This is a genomic window from Chitinophaga sp. G7 BAM 1005, assembly GCF_057126945.1.
This window is the reverse complement of the sequence record NZ_CP181478.1, coordinates 3,256,849-3,272,296: the sequence shown is the minus strand read 5'-3', so window position 1 is coordinate 3,272,296 and position 15,448 is coordinate 3,256,849. Positions and strand designations below refer to the sequence as shown.

Genomic DNA, 15,448 nt, shown 5'->3' with positions numbered 1-15,448 from the left:
ATTAAAATTTGAACGTATAAGTCAGGTACGGCAATGTTCTGAATAAACTATATTGATATAACTGTAACGGGTATACGTCACTGTAATCAAAATAAGAGAACTGGTCAAAGCTTACGATAAAAGGATTCGTGCGGTTATAAATATTATATACACCCGCAGTGATCACATGGTGAAAGCGTTTTTCATTGCCCAGGTTTAAGGTGGCGCCCAGATCCAGGTGATGCACCGGGTGCAGGCGGTAATTATTTAACCGGGAGATGTAAGGCAAATAGTTTAGCTGGTAGGTGGAAAACGGTGAATAGCGCTCATCCAGGTACCCTTTGATATTGCGGCTCCAGTCGAAATCCGGGAATATTTGCACCGGCAGGGTGAAAGGTGCGCCGGAGGCAAACTTCCAGGAAGCGGACAGGCTCCATTTCGGATTAAACCGGTATTTGAGCGCCAGGGAAAGGTTATGGCGGCGGTCTTCTTTATAAGGAAACATCTTCCCGGCATTCAGCCGGTCGAACTGCCGCCAGGCCCACGACAGGGTATAAGAGAAGATCCCCGTCAGTTTGCCTTGTGTTTTTTCCAGCAGCAATTCGCTGCCGTAGTTATAGCCGTTGCCGGCGATCACTTTTTTCTCCCAGAGATCAGAGTTATCGAAGATATTCAGTACGGTATTGGTGGTAACAATATTTTTCAGTTGTTTATAATAAAGGTTCACATTAAAGCGCCACTGGTTGCTCCATTGCCGCTGATAGGCGAGGCTGTAGGAGTAAGCATGCTCCGGTTTAATATTCTCGGTGCTGGGTACCCACAGGTCGGTAGGGAGATTGATTACCGGGGTAGTCAGCTGATGCACAAACTGTGTCATTTCAGCAAACGAAGCCTGTACATATTGAGAATGGGGCAGTTCCCACCGCAGCATCAGACGGGGTTGTAAGCTGGCATAAAAGGAGGTACGCTGCGCCAGCGCGCCGAAATGCAGTCCGGGCCGCACAATCAGCCGGTCGTTCAGTAAGCTGAGTTCATCTTCTGCATATGCGGAGAACTCCGACATATAATAAATGGGCGCCTTGCGCTGTGTGGCTTCTCCCGCGGAGATGTTATTATGATAGGCTGTTGGCGCAAAGTTGTGATAGGTATACGCGCCGCCGAAGGAAATATGGTGACTGTTGCTCACCGCATACTCCGTTTCATTTCTGATGGCTACGTCCCTGATCCTGGAAACGCCTTTTCCTCTTACAAACAGGGAGTCGTAGAAGGAGAGGGGGATGATGGAATTTTGCGTAAAGAGGTTATAAAAACGGCTGTAGGTGGCGGTGGTGCTGGAAAATATTCGTGGATTCACTACACGGGTCCATTTAACGGCAGCGGTAATATTGCTCCAGTCAAAATTGTAATCATCGAACAGCTGGATAACGGGATTCTCGCTCCTGATAAACATTTTATCCTGTCCTTTATAGAAGCTCACATAGATCCTGTTTTTGTTATCGATAACCTGGTTGAGTTTGAAGTTTACATCGTAGAGATAATACTTGCCATAATCTTTCAGATAAGCTTTTCCATAAAGGGCATCTACCAATGATCTTCTTACAGACAAAGAAACAGAGCTGCGGTCTTTTACGATGGGGCCTTCCAGCAGGAAGCTGCCGGAAACAGGACTCAGGGTAGCGCTGCCATGCCACTCTTTCATATTCCCGTCTTTTGTATGGATATCCACTACCGAAGAAAGGCGGCCGCCATAGCGGGCCGGGAAGGCATCTTTATAAAGCGATACATCTTTCACAGCGTCTCCGTTGAAGATGGAGAAAAGCCCGAACAGGTGACCGGTATGATAAAGGGGAACACCATCCAGGAGATACAGGTTCTGGTCTGCGCCGCCACCTCTTACCAGCAGGTTGCTGCTGCTTTCCAGGGAGCTGCCGGTGCCGGGATACAGCTGCAGTGATTTCAATACATCTTTTTCCCCCATCAGGGCCGGGAAATTGGATACATATCCAACGGGCATATTAATGTAGCCGGGCTGGGAATTAACGGTTTCCTTTTCGCCGTTTACTACCACCGTTTGCAGCATACTGCGGGCTTCCATGTGTATGTCCAGCTGCCCGTCGTCGGGCGGCGGAAGGCGCTGGAACACGGGTTTGTAGCCGATATGAGAAAACACCACGCCCAGGCAGGTGTCCGGTACCTGCAGGCTGTAGAAGCCATAGGCATTGGTTTCAGTTCCTTTCCGGGTAACGGGGTCGTACACGGAAGCGCCAATAATCAGTTCATTGCTGTTTACTTCTTTTACAAATCCGCTGATGGTATAGTATTGTACCTGGGAAGTTTCGCGGAGCAGGAATATTTTCCCGTTCAGTGCGGCGGCCTGGATGCCGGTACCCTGGAGGATGGCATTCAGTACGTCGCCGGTGGTATGTTCTGTGCCGCTGAGCTGTACTTTTTTATTGAGGTGTAAAAAACTGGAGCTATAGGAAACGTTGATACCGGTTACTTTCTGGAGATCCTGTATATAAAATAAGATGGTTCCCTGCCTGGAAGCAGGGGTATAGCTTTGATGGAGAATATCCTTTCCGTTGTGCTGTGCCTGCAGGAATTGAAACGGGAACAGCAACAACAGCATACCATAAATAAGGAAAAGAGGGTTTGTTGTTCTACTGGCTGATGACGATGGAATCGCCGTCCTGTTGATAGTGGAACCCAAGCAATAGTTGTAATTCATGCAAAACATCATCGCAGGACTGATTGCGGAATGTAATCGTAGCTTTTTGCTGCGATGCGGTTTCCCTGTATTTTTCATCAACCCTGATATCTTTTGCGTAAAAGTCGGCTAATTGTGGCAATATTTCAAGTAGTGTCTGGTCATTAAATTGCAAAATACCCGTTTTCCATGCAATGAAATTCAGGTTGTGGTTATTGTTGGCATACAGCTGCCCGTTGCCCCACACGCCGCGCTGTCCACTATTCAGGATAACAGCGGCGGTATCGCCTTCCACACCGAGTTTTACGCTGCCGGAAGCAACGGTAACGGCGGTACTGTCTTTCCCCGTTTGTACAGTAAAGGAAGTACCCAGTACTTCAATCACCGATTGATTGGGTGTTTTTACTAAAAACGGATGTTCCGGATCACTGGCTATTTCAAAGAAGGCTTCCCCTTCCAGTTCCACGATACGCTTGTTGTGGTGATAACCGTTGATATACCGGATCATAGCGCCCTGCCGGAGTGTTACCATTGATTTATCAGGTAATTCCAGGCTTTTTATTTTACCATCGTTCGCTGCCAGTTCATGTTTCTTCAGCGACGAGCGTGTTTCCAGCCACCAGGCGCCGGCAGTCAGCAATATCAGGATAGCCGCAGCGGCGGCATATTTGGTGTAAAGTACCTTTACACGGGATGGCGCCGGCTGTATGGCCTGGTCTGTTTTATCCCAGGCGGCAGCTGTGTTGTACTCCCGTTTTGGCAGAACTGCAGCTGGACTGTCCTGCCATAGTTTTGCAAGTAGCTCATATTCTGCCCGGTTTTCAGGAGAAGCTTCCAGCCATCGTTGCAGGGCAGCAGATTCAGCTTCCGTACATTGACCAGACAGATTTTTGGCAATTATCTCATGCAGGTAGGTATCAAAATGCTCCATAATACAGTGTGCTCTACTTAAATAACGCTCATTAATATAACAACCCTCTATAGGGGCATGAATATTTTTAGTAAAAACAGGATACTTACGGGCAGTCCATACTGTTGCAAATATTTCCGCAGCAGCTTCAATGCCCGTCCCATGTAATTTTCAACTGTTTTGGCCGAAAGTCCGAGTTTGGCGGCCGCCTGCTGATGTGTCATTCCCTGCAACCTGCAGCAGGTGAATACTTCCCGGCATTGCGGGGGAAGGTTGGCAATAGCTTCATATACCAGTTGCTCATAGTAAGGCTTTGCGTTTTCAATTTCTTTTGCATCAGGATCTTCCGCCCTTTCCGCCAGCCATTCAAAGCCCTTGTTACCGGCTTCCTCCGTACTTTGTTTACGTAGTACGGAAATAGAATTATTCCGTACCGCACGGAACAGGTATGCCTTTATATTAGGTATGTCTATCAGCTGCCGGTGTTTCTCCCAAAGCTTAATAAAGGTTTCCTGTACCACATCTTCTGCCGCTGCATCGTCTTTCAGAAAACTATAGGCATAGTTACATAAGTCATTGTATTGTGAATGAAATAATTCTTTATACGCCTGGTAAGAAGGTGATGTAATCATTTAACCTTCAGGAAGTTTTAGTATATGAAATGATCGCTGCGAAAGTAACTATCTTTTTGAAAACAATTACAGTTTATACATTACAGATAATATTTTTATTTAGAAGAAAAGATTAATATTTTTTTTGAGAGAAATAGAGGGATATGGGATTTTCTGCGTCAGCAATATAATAGTTATCCCTATATGTTTGTTAGAAGTTAGTTTTTTTTAGTTGTGTTTTAAACCTGGGTTGCATATGGTTCTATGCAACCCTATTTTAAGTCGTCCCCGTTAAAACTACAACCCCAAATTATCTAGGGGATCGCCTTCGGCGATTTTAAATTGTCTTGGAGCATGATTACGCTGATTATACTGATTTTTCGGATTTGATTACTTTGGATTTTTTTAAGTGATTGGGGAGATAGGAGCGAAAATATCCGCACCTATCTCCCCAATCATTTAAAATCTAAAATTCCAGAAAATAAAATCAAGGTAATCAGTATAATCAGCGTAATCATGCTCCAAGACAATTTAAAATCGCCGAAGGCGATCCCCCCGCGTAAATCACTCAGATTCCGTATTTTTAAGCAAAACCATGTCAGATGTCCGGACCTCTCACCAAACTGAAGAATGCATACCACCTGCTGAAGAGCATTGATTTCGCCATGCTGGCCAAACTCTCCGAAAAAGTAGACCTGCCAAAGGTAATGGAGTCAGTAGGAAAAATGGATGATACACAACTGAACGGGTTAATGAAAATGCTCACCAGCGGTAGTAAAAAGAAAGAACCGCCGCCTATTGAAGGCGACTTCTACGACCTCGGGGCAAAACTTAATGCGGAAGACAGGGCCCTGCAACTGAAAGTACGCGCATTCATGGAAAAGGAAATCAAGCCCATCGTTAATGAATACTGGCTGAAAGCAGCATTCCCTTTTGAAATCATTCCCAAATTCAGGGAGCTGAATATCTGCGGAGTTACTTACGACGGATATGGGTGCCCTAACCGGTCGTTCCTGATGGAAGGCATCATTGCAATGGAAATGGCCAGGATAGACGCTTCCGTGGCAACTTTCTTCGGCGTTCAAAGCGGGCTGGCAATGGGATCTATTTATATGTTAGGCTCCGACGCACAGAAACAGGAATGGCTGCCAGGCATGCAGCAGCTGAATATTATCGGCGCCTTTGGTCTCACCGAACCGGAAGTAGGCTCCGGTACAGCAGGCGGACTAACCACCACGGCTAAACGGGAAGGTGATACCTGGATATTAAATGGCCGGAAGAAATGGATTGGCAACGCCACCTTCGCGGATGTAATTGTAATATGGGCGAGAGATGTGGACGATAACCAGGTAAAAGGATTCCTGCTGAGAAAAGATACCCCCGGCTTCAGCGTGGAAAAGATCCATGATAAAATGGCGCTTCGTATTGTGCAGAATGGATTGATCACGTTGAAAGATTGCCGCATTGCAGAATCCGACCGTTTACAAAATGCGTCCTCCTTTAAAGATACAGCCCGCGTACTTCGCATGACGCGCGCGGGTGTGGCCTGGGAAGCAGTGGGGTGCGCCCGCGGCGCTTATGAAAATGCATTGGCGTATACGCAAACACGTAAGCAGTTCGGAAAGCCTATTGCCGCCTTTCAGCTGATCCAGGGACACCTGGTGGAAATGTTGTCTAATCTTACTGCCATGCAAACAATGGTATTCCGCTTATCGGAAATACAGGATGCCGGTGGGTTAAAGGACGAACATGCTTCACTGGCCAAAGTGTTTTGTACACTCCGTACCCGCGATGTGGTAAGCCGCGCGCGTGAAGTGATGGGCGGCAACGGTATTTTGCTGGAATATAATGTAGCACGCTTTGTGGCCGATGCAGAAGCCATTTACTCGTACGAGGGTACAAAGGAAATCAATTCCCTTATTGTGGGCAGGGCAATAACCGGTTTCAGCGCATTTGTATAAAATATCAATTCTTTTTTATAGTTTAAGTGCCTGATTGCGGACTATGCCGCAACTAACATTTAATCCGGATCGTTATGAATTCATCAAACAGACGTAATTTCCTCAGGAACGTTTCCCTGGGAACCCTTGCTGCCATCAGCATTCCAGATATTGTTGCCGCTGCAACGGTAACAGAAAAACCTAAGAAGATAATACTGAAAAAAGAAAGCGTGGTATTGTTCCAGGGCGATTCCATCACCGACGCAGGCCGTAAACGGGATAACGATCAACCTAATGCAGGTGGCGCGCTGGGCGGCGGTTACGCGCTGATGGCCGCATCAGCCATGCTGCTGAAAAATGCAGATAAGAATCTGAAGGTATATAATAAAGGCATCAGCGGAAATAAAGTATTTCAACTCGCGGACCGCTGGGATATCGACTGCCTGGTGATTAAACCGGATGTGCTGAGCATCCTGGTAGGTGTAAATGATTACTGGCACACGTTGAGCAACAACTATAAAGGCACCGCACAAACCTACCGCGATGACTATGATAAATTGCTGGCGCGTACACAGCAACAATTGCCCGGTGTACAGCTGATCATCGGTGAACCCTTTGCTGTAAAAGGTGTGAAGGCTGTAGATGATAAGTGGTATCCCGCTTTTGATGAATACCGCGCTGCCGCACGGGAGCTGGCAGATAAGTACCAGGCTACTTTTATTCCTTATCAGTCTGTTTTTGATAAAGCACAGAAATCGGCGCCGGCCGCCTATTGGACCGGCGATGGTGTACATCCCAGCGTAGCCGGCGCCCAGCTGATGGCGGAAGCCTGGCTGCAGTGTATAAAATAAAATTCCGTCCTTCCCCTCATTTTTTTGATTAAGTATTTATACTGAGATGTGAAACGCAGGTGTACACTAGCTTTGCACCCATTAACCCTTTGTTTCACAATTTTATATTTAATCATGAGAAAAATTTTAATGTTCCCCCGGCAGCGTGTTGCCCTCTTACTGGTTGCTTTTATGAGCGTATTGTTTTTTGCGCAATGCAAAAAAGAGAAGAACAAACCAGGCAACACAGAAGGAATGAACGCTGCTTTCCTGGTGGGCAAAAAATGGCAGGTCAAAGCCATGACTGTTAGTCCCGGTTCAGACGAAGAAGTGCAGGATCTTTATAAAGATTTTCCCGCATGCACAAAAGATGATTACGTGATCTATAATGCAAATGGCACAGGTGTGGAAGATGAAGGCCCTACCAAATGCGACGGGAATATGCCACAAACGCGCACCTTTAACTGGAGCCTGAAGGCAGACGGCACACTGGAACAACCGATAGAAGATGATTTTACCGGAACTTTTAAAGCCGTGAAAACAAGCGCCACGTCATTTACTATTACAGGTACCGGCAAATTCAGTGATGATACCGTAACCCGGACCATTGTAATTACCTGCAACGCTATTTAGTCAACCAGGTCAGGAACCAATAACTCTTGTTACAGTGCTGTTTTCATTAGCATAAACACCGACAGGATCTGCATATCCTGCCGGTTAGATCCGAACACGGCTTCCCTTTTGGGAAGCTGTCCTTTTATCTGCTCCTTTCTTTTATTACATTTGTTTCATTACATGAATTTGAAAATCCGGTTATGAAACAAATAGTTATCTTATTAATGATGTTAGGAGTAAATACAACCATTTCCGCACAACAGCGGCAGATCCATCTCTGGCCCGCTGCGGTACCCGGTGAAACAGCCGCCAAACAAACCGCAAAGGTAACGGCAGATGGCAGTAATAATGTAACCCGGCTCACCGATGTTACCGACCCGGTACTGGAAGTATTTCCGGCCGAAGCTTCTAACAGCAATGGCGCCGGCGTCATCATCTGTCCCGGAGGCGGTTATAATATCCTGGCCATTAACCTGGAAGGATACGAAATAGCCGCCTGGCTCAATAAACTGGGTTACACTGCTTTTGTACTGCAATACCGGGTGCCTAAAAAAGAAGCCGGCGCCCTGCAGGACGCACAACGGGCTATCCGCCTGGTGCGCAGCATGGCATCAGAATGGAAGCTGCAACCCGGCAAGATAGGAATGATGGGCTTTTCGGCAGGAGGAAGTCTTACCGCCAGAGCCTCTGCGCAATATAACGTGCATACCTATACGCCAATTGACAAAGCTGATTCCTTATCGGCACGCCCGGCCTTCAGCGCACTTATTTACCCCGCTTATCTTGATAAAGGAGAAAACAGGGCGCTCACCCCGGAACTGACATTAACCGGTGAAACGCCTTCCATGTTTCTTTTTGCCACCGCCGACGATCCCTATGGCAACAGCGCCCTGGTGATGGCCGGCGCCCTCCGCGATGCCAAAGTGCCTGTAGAGCTGCATTTTTATGCCAAAGGCGGCCACGGATATGGTTTGCGTAACGGCAACCCGGCAGGGGAAGCCTGGCCTTCGCTGATGGAAAAATGGCTAAAAACCGCGGTGAAGTAAGTTTACATAAATTATAACTTTTCGTAAGTAACTTTTCGAGGGAATAATTGGCTAAATTTGATCCATGCTAAAACCTGTTTACTATGGGAATTTTTGATAAACTCAGGAATGAATTTATTGACATTATTGAATGGACCGACCCGTCCGCAGATACCATTGTGTGGAAGTTTCCCCGCTACCAGAATGAAATAAAAATGAACGCCAAACTTACCGTGCGTGAATCACAGGTGGCTGTTTTTATGAATGAAGGTAAGATTGCCGACGTATTCCAGCCCGGCATGTATACGCTTACTACACAGAATATGCCTATTCTCAGCACCTTGCAGGGATGGAAATATGGCTTCAACAGCCCCTTTAAGGCCGACGTGTTCTTTGTGAGCATGCGGCAGTTTACCAACCAGAAATGGGGTACCAAGAACCCGGTAATGCTGCGTGATGCAGAGTTTGGACCGGTACGGCTGCGCGCATTCGGCAGCTACGCTTTCCGCGTAAAGGATGCTGCACAGTTCCTGAAGGAAGTAGCAGCTACCAATCCCGAATTCACGGTGGAAGGTATCAACGAGCAACTGCGTAATCTCGCAGTATCGCGTGGTATGGAAGCTGTGGCAGAAGCAAAGGTGCCGGTACTGGACCTGGCAGCCAATTATGATGAGGTATCCACCCAGATCACCGGGAAAATAGGCACTGAATTTATTGAACTCGGACTGGAACTGACGAAGTTCCTGATAGAAAATATCTCCCTGCCACCGGAAGTGGAAGCCGCTCTGGACAAACGCAGCAGCATGGGTATCGTAGGTAACCTGGGCGCGTATGCGCAATTCCAGGCTGCCAACTCGATGGAAAAGGCAGCGGAAAATCCATCCGGCGGCGGGCTCGCAGCTGCAGGCTTAGGCGCCGGCATGGGCGCAGCTATGATGGGACAGGTAGGTAACATCTTCCAGAATAATAACCAGCAGGCCAACGCAGGCGGTGGCGCACCCCCTCCGTTACCCGGCGCTGCACCATTTTTTGTGGCGGTGGATGGCAAACAAACCGGCCCCTTTGACGCGGATCAACTCCGGCAGCTGGCCGCGGCGGGCAATCTGAATGCCCAAACCCTTGTGTGGAAAACCGGTATGGCCGCATGGGCCGCCGCCAATACAGTGCCTGAACTGGCGCCGGTATTAGCCACCGTACCACCACCATTACCTTAACAAAAGCAGGCCCGCCGGCATCATGGGATGCCGGCGAGCATTATATATCTATACGTTCCTATGTCTTTTGAGGAAAAAACAAGCGAAACAGTTAACTCGTTGAAATGCCAGAACTGTGGCGCTATACTGCATTATGCACCAGGCACCAACAGCCTGAAATGTGAATACTGCGGTACGGTGAATCAGATAGAGGATGACACGCAACCCGCTGCTATACAGCCCATAAATTATGACGCTTTTATTGCTTCACAACAAAATCATACAGAAGCTACCCAACAGGCGGTAGTAGTGAAATGCGTTGGTTGCGGCGCTTCCACTACCATGCTGCCCAATGTAACCGCCGATTCATGCCCGTTTTGCGCGTCCCCGTTGGTGGTGGATACCGCGCAAACCACGTCCATCCTGCAACCGCATTATGTATTGCCTTTTGTGGTGAGCGACAAAACCGCAGTGGACCACTTTCAAACCTGGATGAAAAAACTCTGGTTTGCCCCATCCGACCTGGTGAAGAAAGTAAAAGACAACTCCTCCCGGCAACTGAAAGGCGTGTACATCCCGCACTGGAGCTATGATACAGATACCTATACCGAATACGCCGGTTCCCGCGGTGAATATTATTATACCACGGAAAGTTATACGGTAGAAGTAAACGGCCGGACGGAATCCCGCACCCGGCAGGTACGACATACCGCATGGTATCCTGCTTCCGGCAATGTAAACAATAACTTCCGCGACGTATTGGTATCTGCCAGTCCTTCTTTACCCCTGAAAATGGCGCAGATCCTGGAGCCCTGGCACCTCGATCAGCTAAAGAAGTACGATGGCCGCTATCTCAGCGGATTCCGGGCGGAACTGTACCAAACCAATGCGGAACAGGCGTTGGTCATCGCCAAAAAAAGAATGGACCCGGTGATCCGTGATGAGATCTGTAATGATATTGGCGGCGACGAACAACGCATCGATGACTACGACGTGGAATACAATCAGCTTGGCCTGAAATACCTGCTGCTGCCGGTTTGGATCAGCGCATACCGGTACAAGGGTAAACTCTATCATTTTGTGGTAAATGCATGTACCGGCGAAGTAACCGGCGATCGTCCGTACAGCTGGATAAAAATAGTGGGCCTTATTCTCGCTATCATTGCCGCCATCATTATTATTTATCAGTTCGCTCAATCTCAATAAGAGAAGGCGTTTATAAAGCAAAAAAGGTTATCGTAATAGTTAAAATAACCTTTTTGCCTGCGCGTTACGGGGAAAACAATCTACATTTTTCTTGTGTCAGTCCGCTTTTTAAATTTCTCTGAAATCCTTTGCTGTATTATGTTTGAAGGATATTTGTTTTCAGGGTACCGTTTTTGCAAAGTTAAACTATGTAAAACAGGCACACCTATTACAAACCCAAAACAATGTACAATGAAGAAGCTACTTATTTTATCAGCAACATTTTTAACCGTTTGGATGACACCGTCGTGTAACAATACCGCGAAGAATCCACAATCGGAAACACCGGTAGACAGTGCGAAAGATATTAATGAAACTGTTAAGCCGGTAGATGCAAAATCATCTGAATTTGCTGTAGAGGCTGCAAATGGTAGTATGATGGAAGTAGAAATGGGTAAGCTGGCACAGGAGAAAGCACAAAATACAAGGGTTAAGGCTTTTGCTACCATGATGGTGAACGATCACTCTAAAGCAGTGGATGAATTAAAGGCGCTGGCCGGAACAAAAGGCATTACTTTACCAGCAGAATTATCCACGGAAACAAAGAAACATATAGAGGATCTGGGCAAGAAAACCGGTAAGGCGTTTGACAAGGAGTATATGAGTATGATGGTGGACGACCACGATGAAGACGTGAACAAATTTGAGAAAGCAGGAGACAATGTAACGGATGAAGACCTGAAAACCTGGGCAAGAAATACATTGCCTACACTGAAGACGCACCAGGATTCCGCGAAAGCAATTAAAGATGCTTTGAAAAAATAACTATCAGTGCATGTAGAGAATAGCAACTATAGCTTCAAGGGCCAGTACCTTGAAGCTATTTTTTAGTGTGGAAGTCTCGGTTTTAACGCACCATATATCCAGGTGCCTGCAATAGCACTCAGCAAAGTAATACCTACCACTGGGAAACCGATGCCGATCTGTGCAAACAGCGGACCCGGACAAGCCCCCGTGATGGCCCATCCCACGCCAAAGATCAACCCTCCGAAGATATGTCCCTTATTAAAAGTTTTAGGCGCTACTGAAATGGGTTCGCCCCCGATGGTTTTGATATTAAACCGTTTAATCAGTTGCAGGGAGATTATTCCCGTAACTACCGCGGTGCCAATTACGCCGTACATATGAAAGGACGTAAGCTGAAACATTTCCTGGATACGGAACCAGCTGATCACCTGCGCCTTTACCAGCACAATACCAAAGAAAGTTCCTGCAACCAGGTACCTGATATTTTTCATGTTAGTTCAGCCATTTAAAGAGGTAAGGAATAAGCAGGTTGGCGCTGAAGAAGCCACCGGCCATAAAACAACATGTAGCCACGAGCGACGGCCACTGCAAATTAGATAGTCCCATAATAGAGTGACCGGACGTACAACCGTTGGCATAGCGGGTACCAAAGCCCACCAGCAAACCGCCAAGAACAAAGAATACCAGTCCTTTCCAGGTAAACAGGTTGGACCAGCTGAATATTTCCGGCGGCAGCAGGGCCGAATAATCATGCACGCCGTAAGTGGCCAGCCGGGCCTGTGTAGCCGCTGCCACCTGAATATCGTTACCATCCTGCAGGTAGTACCCCGCAATAAATCCGCCCAGTAGGATACCGGCTGCAAAGAAGAGGTTCCATGCCTCTTTTTTCCAGTCGTATTTAAAGAAGGAGATATCCGCCGGGAAACATGCCGCGCAGATATGCCGCAGTGAGGAAGAAATACCAAAGGCTTTATTGCCCAGCAGCAACAGCACGGGTACCGTAAGACCAATCAGCAACCCCGATACCGACCAGTGCCAGGGTTGCTGAATGAATTTTAAAAATTGCATAGAAAAGGAATTTAGGAGATGGCAAAGTTATTATAAAAGATCATTGTATTCGGGATGTCTTTTCATATAGGCATTCACGTAAGGACAGTAAGGTTTTACTTTCAGGTGGTTTTCCCGGGCGTATTCCAGCACGTATTTGGCCAGCTGTCCGGCGATGCCGCGGCCTTCCAGTTCCGGTGGCACTTCAGTATGCATAAAGGCAATGCCGCCGGGAAACAGGGTATAGGCTACCAGTGCGGTATGGCCTTCCACTTCCGTTTCAAACTGCTTCTTTGCGGTGTTGTTCCTGATGGTGAGTTCCATATAAAGGTTGATTAGGATTTGTCTGGAAAATTGATTTTAGTATGCGTACCATTCTATTCTTCCGCGTCTGCATTCATAAAGAAGCTCAACGCGCCTGAAGGGCAATGTTTGATCTGTGATATAATCTGCTCAGTGGTGGCTCCCTGGGCATTGATCCAGGGCTTTTCGTTTGGATTGAATACGGACGGAAGCCCGTGAAAACACATCTCCGAATGGATGCACACATTGGGCTTCCATACAATGGTTACCTCTCCGTTGGAGTAGTGTTTGGTGATGTCTTTCATCTTTATATAGCTTTTGTGTTCATAATAATGGGATGGCTTAATACTTTATGAATAGGGCAGGAGCGGGCTATCTGCTCCAGCCTGGCGATCTGTTCTTCACTGAGATTACCGGTAAAGTGCATGTCGATATCGATTACGGTAGTAAGCGGATCCGGCTTTGCGGCGCTGTTAAAGCGCAGCTCAATTTCAATGTTTTCCACGGGCCACTTCTTCCTGTCGGCATACATTTTAAGCGTGATGGCCGTGCAGGAGCCCAGGCTGCTCAGCAGTAATTCCCCGGGCTGGGGACCGGTGTCGCCGCCACCGGCTTCTATTGGCTCATCGGCCAGCCAGCGGTGGTCTCTTGTATCTATTGACACCTGGTAAGGACGGCCGGATAAACTTACTCTAACTTCCTGGTCCATATGTTTTTTTTACTGAAAATTATCTTTCATCCATGCTGCTGCCAAAGTAATATCGCGTTGTACCAGGTTATGACCGGCAGGAATATCGTATGTGCTTACTTTAAAGCCATTGCTGTTAAGCAGGGTGGCATAGGCGGCCGTGGCTGCGGGATCTACGGTGCTGTCCTGCGTGCCGGAGCTCATAAACACCGGCTGTTGCCGGGGTGTTTCAAAGCTGTCTTCTATACCGCCCAATGGTTGCATAGGACGGAACAATACGGCGCCGGCCAGCAGCTCCGGGTATAAAATAAGCACGGCGCCTGCAATATTGGCGCCATTGGAATAGCCAACTGCAATCAGTTTATTGATATCAAAGCCCTCTTTTGTGGCTAGTTGTTTCAGGAAATGCACCATTTCATGCGTCCTGAAATGTACATCTTCTTCATCAAATACGCCCATGCCTAAACGACGGAAGAAACGTGGCATGCCGTGTTCCTGTACGTTGCCTCTCAGGCTGAGGATATTGAAACCTTGTCCCAGTGATCCTGCCAGTGGTAATAAATCCCGTTCGTCTCCGCCGGTGCCATGCAACAGCAGTAGCGTATAGGCGGTGGGGTTACCCACCGCTTCATATACATACTGCATAGGTTTGAAATCCATATCAGTCCAGTTTAATCAGTTTTTTTACAATCTCTTCGCGCTGCGCCTCGTACTGCGGCGGCAACATCAGGTGCGTGCCCAGTTCGGCTGCCGGCTCATCTACGGTGAAGCCAGGTACATCGGTGGCCAGTTCAAACAAAACGCCGCCCGGTTCCCGGAAGTAAACAGACCGGAAATATTTACGGTCCAGCTGTGGCGTAACGTTTAAGCCACGGTCTTCCAGCAGCTGACGGTAATGCATTTGCATGTCGTCATCTTTCATCCGGAAAGCAATGTGGTGCACACTTCCGCCGGCAACATGCCCGCGGGGTTCTCCTTTGGCTTCTACCAGGTCAATATAATTGGCGGTATCGCCGGCCGGACTCACAAAGCGGTAACGGTTAGTATGATGTTTATCCAGTTTGTAACCAAACACAGATACCAGCAGGTCGGCAGTAGGCTGCACATCCTCCAGCGTAAGGGTAACATGATGGAAGCCACGGGTAGCATTTTCTTCACCCACTTCACCGGTTATCCACGGTGTACGGTTGTCCGCCTTTTCCGGAACGGTCAGTTCCACTTTCAATCCATCGGGGTCAATAAAGGTCAGGTATATTTCCCCGAATTTGGAAGATGGTTTATTATAGATGATGTTCTCTTTTTCAAATCTTTTTAACCAGAAGTCAATGCTGCCTTCCGGAATGCTATAGCCTACCTCGGTAGCCATGTGGGTACCTCTGCGGCCGGCCATAATATCTTCCCAGGGGAAGAAAGTGAGGATAGTACCGGGTGTACCGGTTTCATCTCCATAATAAAAGTGATAGGTGTGGGGATCATCAAAGTTCACCGTTTTCTTTACAAAACGTAATCCCATCACACGGGTATAAAAATCAAAGTTCTTTTTCGCGTTGCCTGAAATGGCCGTGATATGATGCAGGCCTGTTATTTCATTCATAATTCCCCCTTTTT

Annotated in this window: 17 protein-coding genes; 7 read left to right on the top strand and 10 right to left on the bottom strand. The window is 47.6% G+C overall.

The window, feature by feature from the left end:
* Window position 1 precedes the first annotated feature (1 nt).
* From ACMXI2_RS13010 to ACMXI2_RS13000, 3 genes are read right to left on the bottom strand one after another with little or no spacing between them, the layout of a single operon-like run.
* Window positions 2–2,608, bottom strand: a complete 2,607-nt coding sequence (locus ACMXI2_RS13010) for a carboxypeptidase-like regulatory domain-containing protein (RefSeq protein WP_483781994.1) — start codon at window positions 2,606–2,608, stop codon at window positions 2–4.
* 31 nt (window positions 2,609–2,639) lie between these two features.
* Window positions 2,640–3,617, bottom strand: coding sequence for a FecR family protein (locus ACMXI2_RS13005; RefSeq protein WP_483781993.1), 978 nt, complete (start codon window positions 3,615–3,617; stop codon window positions 2,640–2,642).
* Window positions 3,618–3,664: 47 nt separating this feature from the next.
* The gene (locus ACMXI2_RS13000; protein WP_483781992.1) at window positions 3,665–4,228 is read right to left on the bottom strand and encodes an RNA polymerase sigma-70 factor; all 564 of its coding nucleotides are present in this window, start codon (window positions 4,226–4,228) and stop codon (window positions 3,665–3,667) included.
* Between the two features lie 581 nt (window positions 4,229–4,809).
* Between ACMXI2_RS13000 and ACMXI2_RS12995 the strand changes: the two genes are divergently transcribed.
* From ACMXI2_RS12995 to ACMXI2_RS12965, 7 genes are all read left to right on the top strand, one after another.
* Window positions 4,810–6,168 carry an acyl-CoA dehydrogenase family protein gene (locus tag ACMXI2_RS12995; RefSeq protein WP_483781991.1) on the top strand — a complete coding sequence of 453 codons (1,359 nt, stop codon included), beginning with the start codon at window positions 4,810–4,812 and terminating at the stop codon, window positions 6,166–6,168.
* Between the two features lie 74 nt (window positions 6,169–6,242).
* On the top strand, window positions 6,243–6,998 hold the full coding sequence (locus ACMXI2_RS12990; protein ID WP_483781990.1) for an SGNH/GDSL hydrolase family protein: 756 nt from the start codon (window positions 6,243–6,245) through the stop codon (window positions 6,996–6,998).
* 114 nt (window positions 6,999–7,112) lie between these two features.
* On the top strand, window positions 7,113–7,610 hold the full coding sequence (locus ACMXI2_RS12985; protein WP_483781989.1) for a lipocalin family protein: 498 nt from the start codon (window positions 7,113–7,115) through the stop codon (window positions 7,608–7,610).
* Window positions 7,611–7,792: 182 nt separating this feature from the next.
* Window positions 7,793–8,638: an alpha/beta hydrolase gene (locus ACMXI2_RS12980; RefSeq protein ID WP_483781988.1), complete on the top strand. Its 846-nt coding sequence runs from the start codon at window positions 7,793–7,795 to the stop codon at window positions 8,636–8,638.
* An 83-nt stretch (window positions 8,639–8,721) separates the two neighbouring features.
* Window positions 8,722–9,831 carry an SPFH domain-containing protein gene (locus ACMXI2_RS12975; RefSeq protein ID WP_483781987.1) on the top strand — a complete coding sequence of 370 codons (1,110 nt, stop codon included), beginning with the start codon at window positions 8,722–8,724 and terminating at the stop codon, window positions 9,829–9,831.
* Between the two features lie 60 nt (window positions 9,832–9,891).
* Entirely contained in the window at window positions 9,892–11,016 is a 1,125-nt protein-coding gene (locus tag ACMXI2_RS12970) for a TFIIB-type zinc ribbon-containing protein (RefSeq protein ID WP_483781986.1), read from the top strand.
* 231 nt (window positions 11,017–11,247) lie between these two features.
* Window positions 11,248–11,820, top strand: a complete 573-nt coding sequence (locus ACMXI2_RS12965; RefSeq protein ID WP_483781985.1) for a DUF4142 domain-containing protein — start codon at window positions 11,248–11,250, stop codon at window positions 11,818–11,820.
* 62 nt (window positions 11,821–11,882) lie between these two features.
* Here the strand turns inward: ACMXI2_RS12965 and ACMXI2_RS12960 are convergent, their stop codons facing one another.
* The 7 genes from ACMXI2_RS12960 to ACMXI2_RS12930 are packed head-to-tail and all read right to left on the bottom strand — an operon-like array spanning window position 11,883 to window position 15,434.
* Entirely contained in the window at window positions 11,883–12,293 is a 411-nt protein-coding gene (locus ACMXI2_RS12960) for a DUF6691 family protein (RefSeq protein ID WP_483781984.1), read from the bottom strand.
* 1 nt (window position 12,294) lies between these two features.
* Window positions 12,295–12,870, bottom strand: coding sequence for a YeeE/YedE family protein (locus ACMXI2_RS12955; RefSeq protein ID WP_483781983.1), 576 nt, complete (start codon window positions 12,868–12,870; stop codon window positions 12,295–12,297).
* A gap of 30 nt (window positions 12,871–12,900) precedes the next feature.
* Window positions 12,901–13,173, bottom strand: a complete 273-nt coding sequence (locus ACMXI2_RS12950) for a GNAT family N-acetyltransferase (protein ID WP_363436219.1) — start codon at window positions 13,171–13,173, stop codon at window positions 12,901–12,903.
* A gap of 53 nt (window positions 13,174–13,226) precedes the next feature.
* Window positions 13,227–13,457: a (4Fe-4S)-binding protein gene (locus ACMXI2_RS12945; protein ID WP_483781982.1), complete on the bottom strand. Its 231-nt coding sequence runs from the start codon at window positions 13,455–13,457 to the stop codon at window positions 13,227–13,229.
* 2 nt (window positions 13,458–13,459) lie between these two features.
* Window positions 13,460–13,861 (bottom strand): OsmC family protein, encoded by a 402-nt coding sequence (locus tag ACMXI2_RS12940; protein ID WP_483781981.1) that lies wholly within the window; start codon window positions 13,859–13,861, stop codon window positions 13,460–13,462.
* Window positions 13,862–13,870: 9 nt separating this feature from the next.
* Entirely contained in the window at window positions 13,871–14,500 is a 630-nt protein-coding gene (locus tag ACMXI2_RS12935) for an alpha/beta hydrolase (protein WP_483781980.1), read from the bottom strand.
* A 1-nt stretch (window position 14,501) separates the two neighbouring features.
* Window positions 14,502–15,434, bottom strand: coding sequence for a ring-cleaving dioxygenase (locus tag ACMXI2_RS12930; protein ID WP_483781979.1), 933 nt, complete (start codon window positions 15,432–15,434; stop codon window positions 14,502–14,504).
* Window positions 15,435–15,448: the final 14 nt, after the last annotated feature.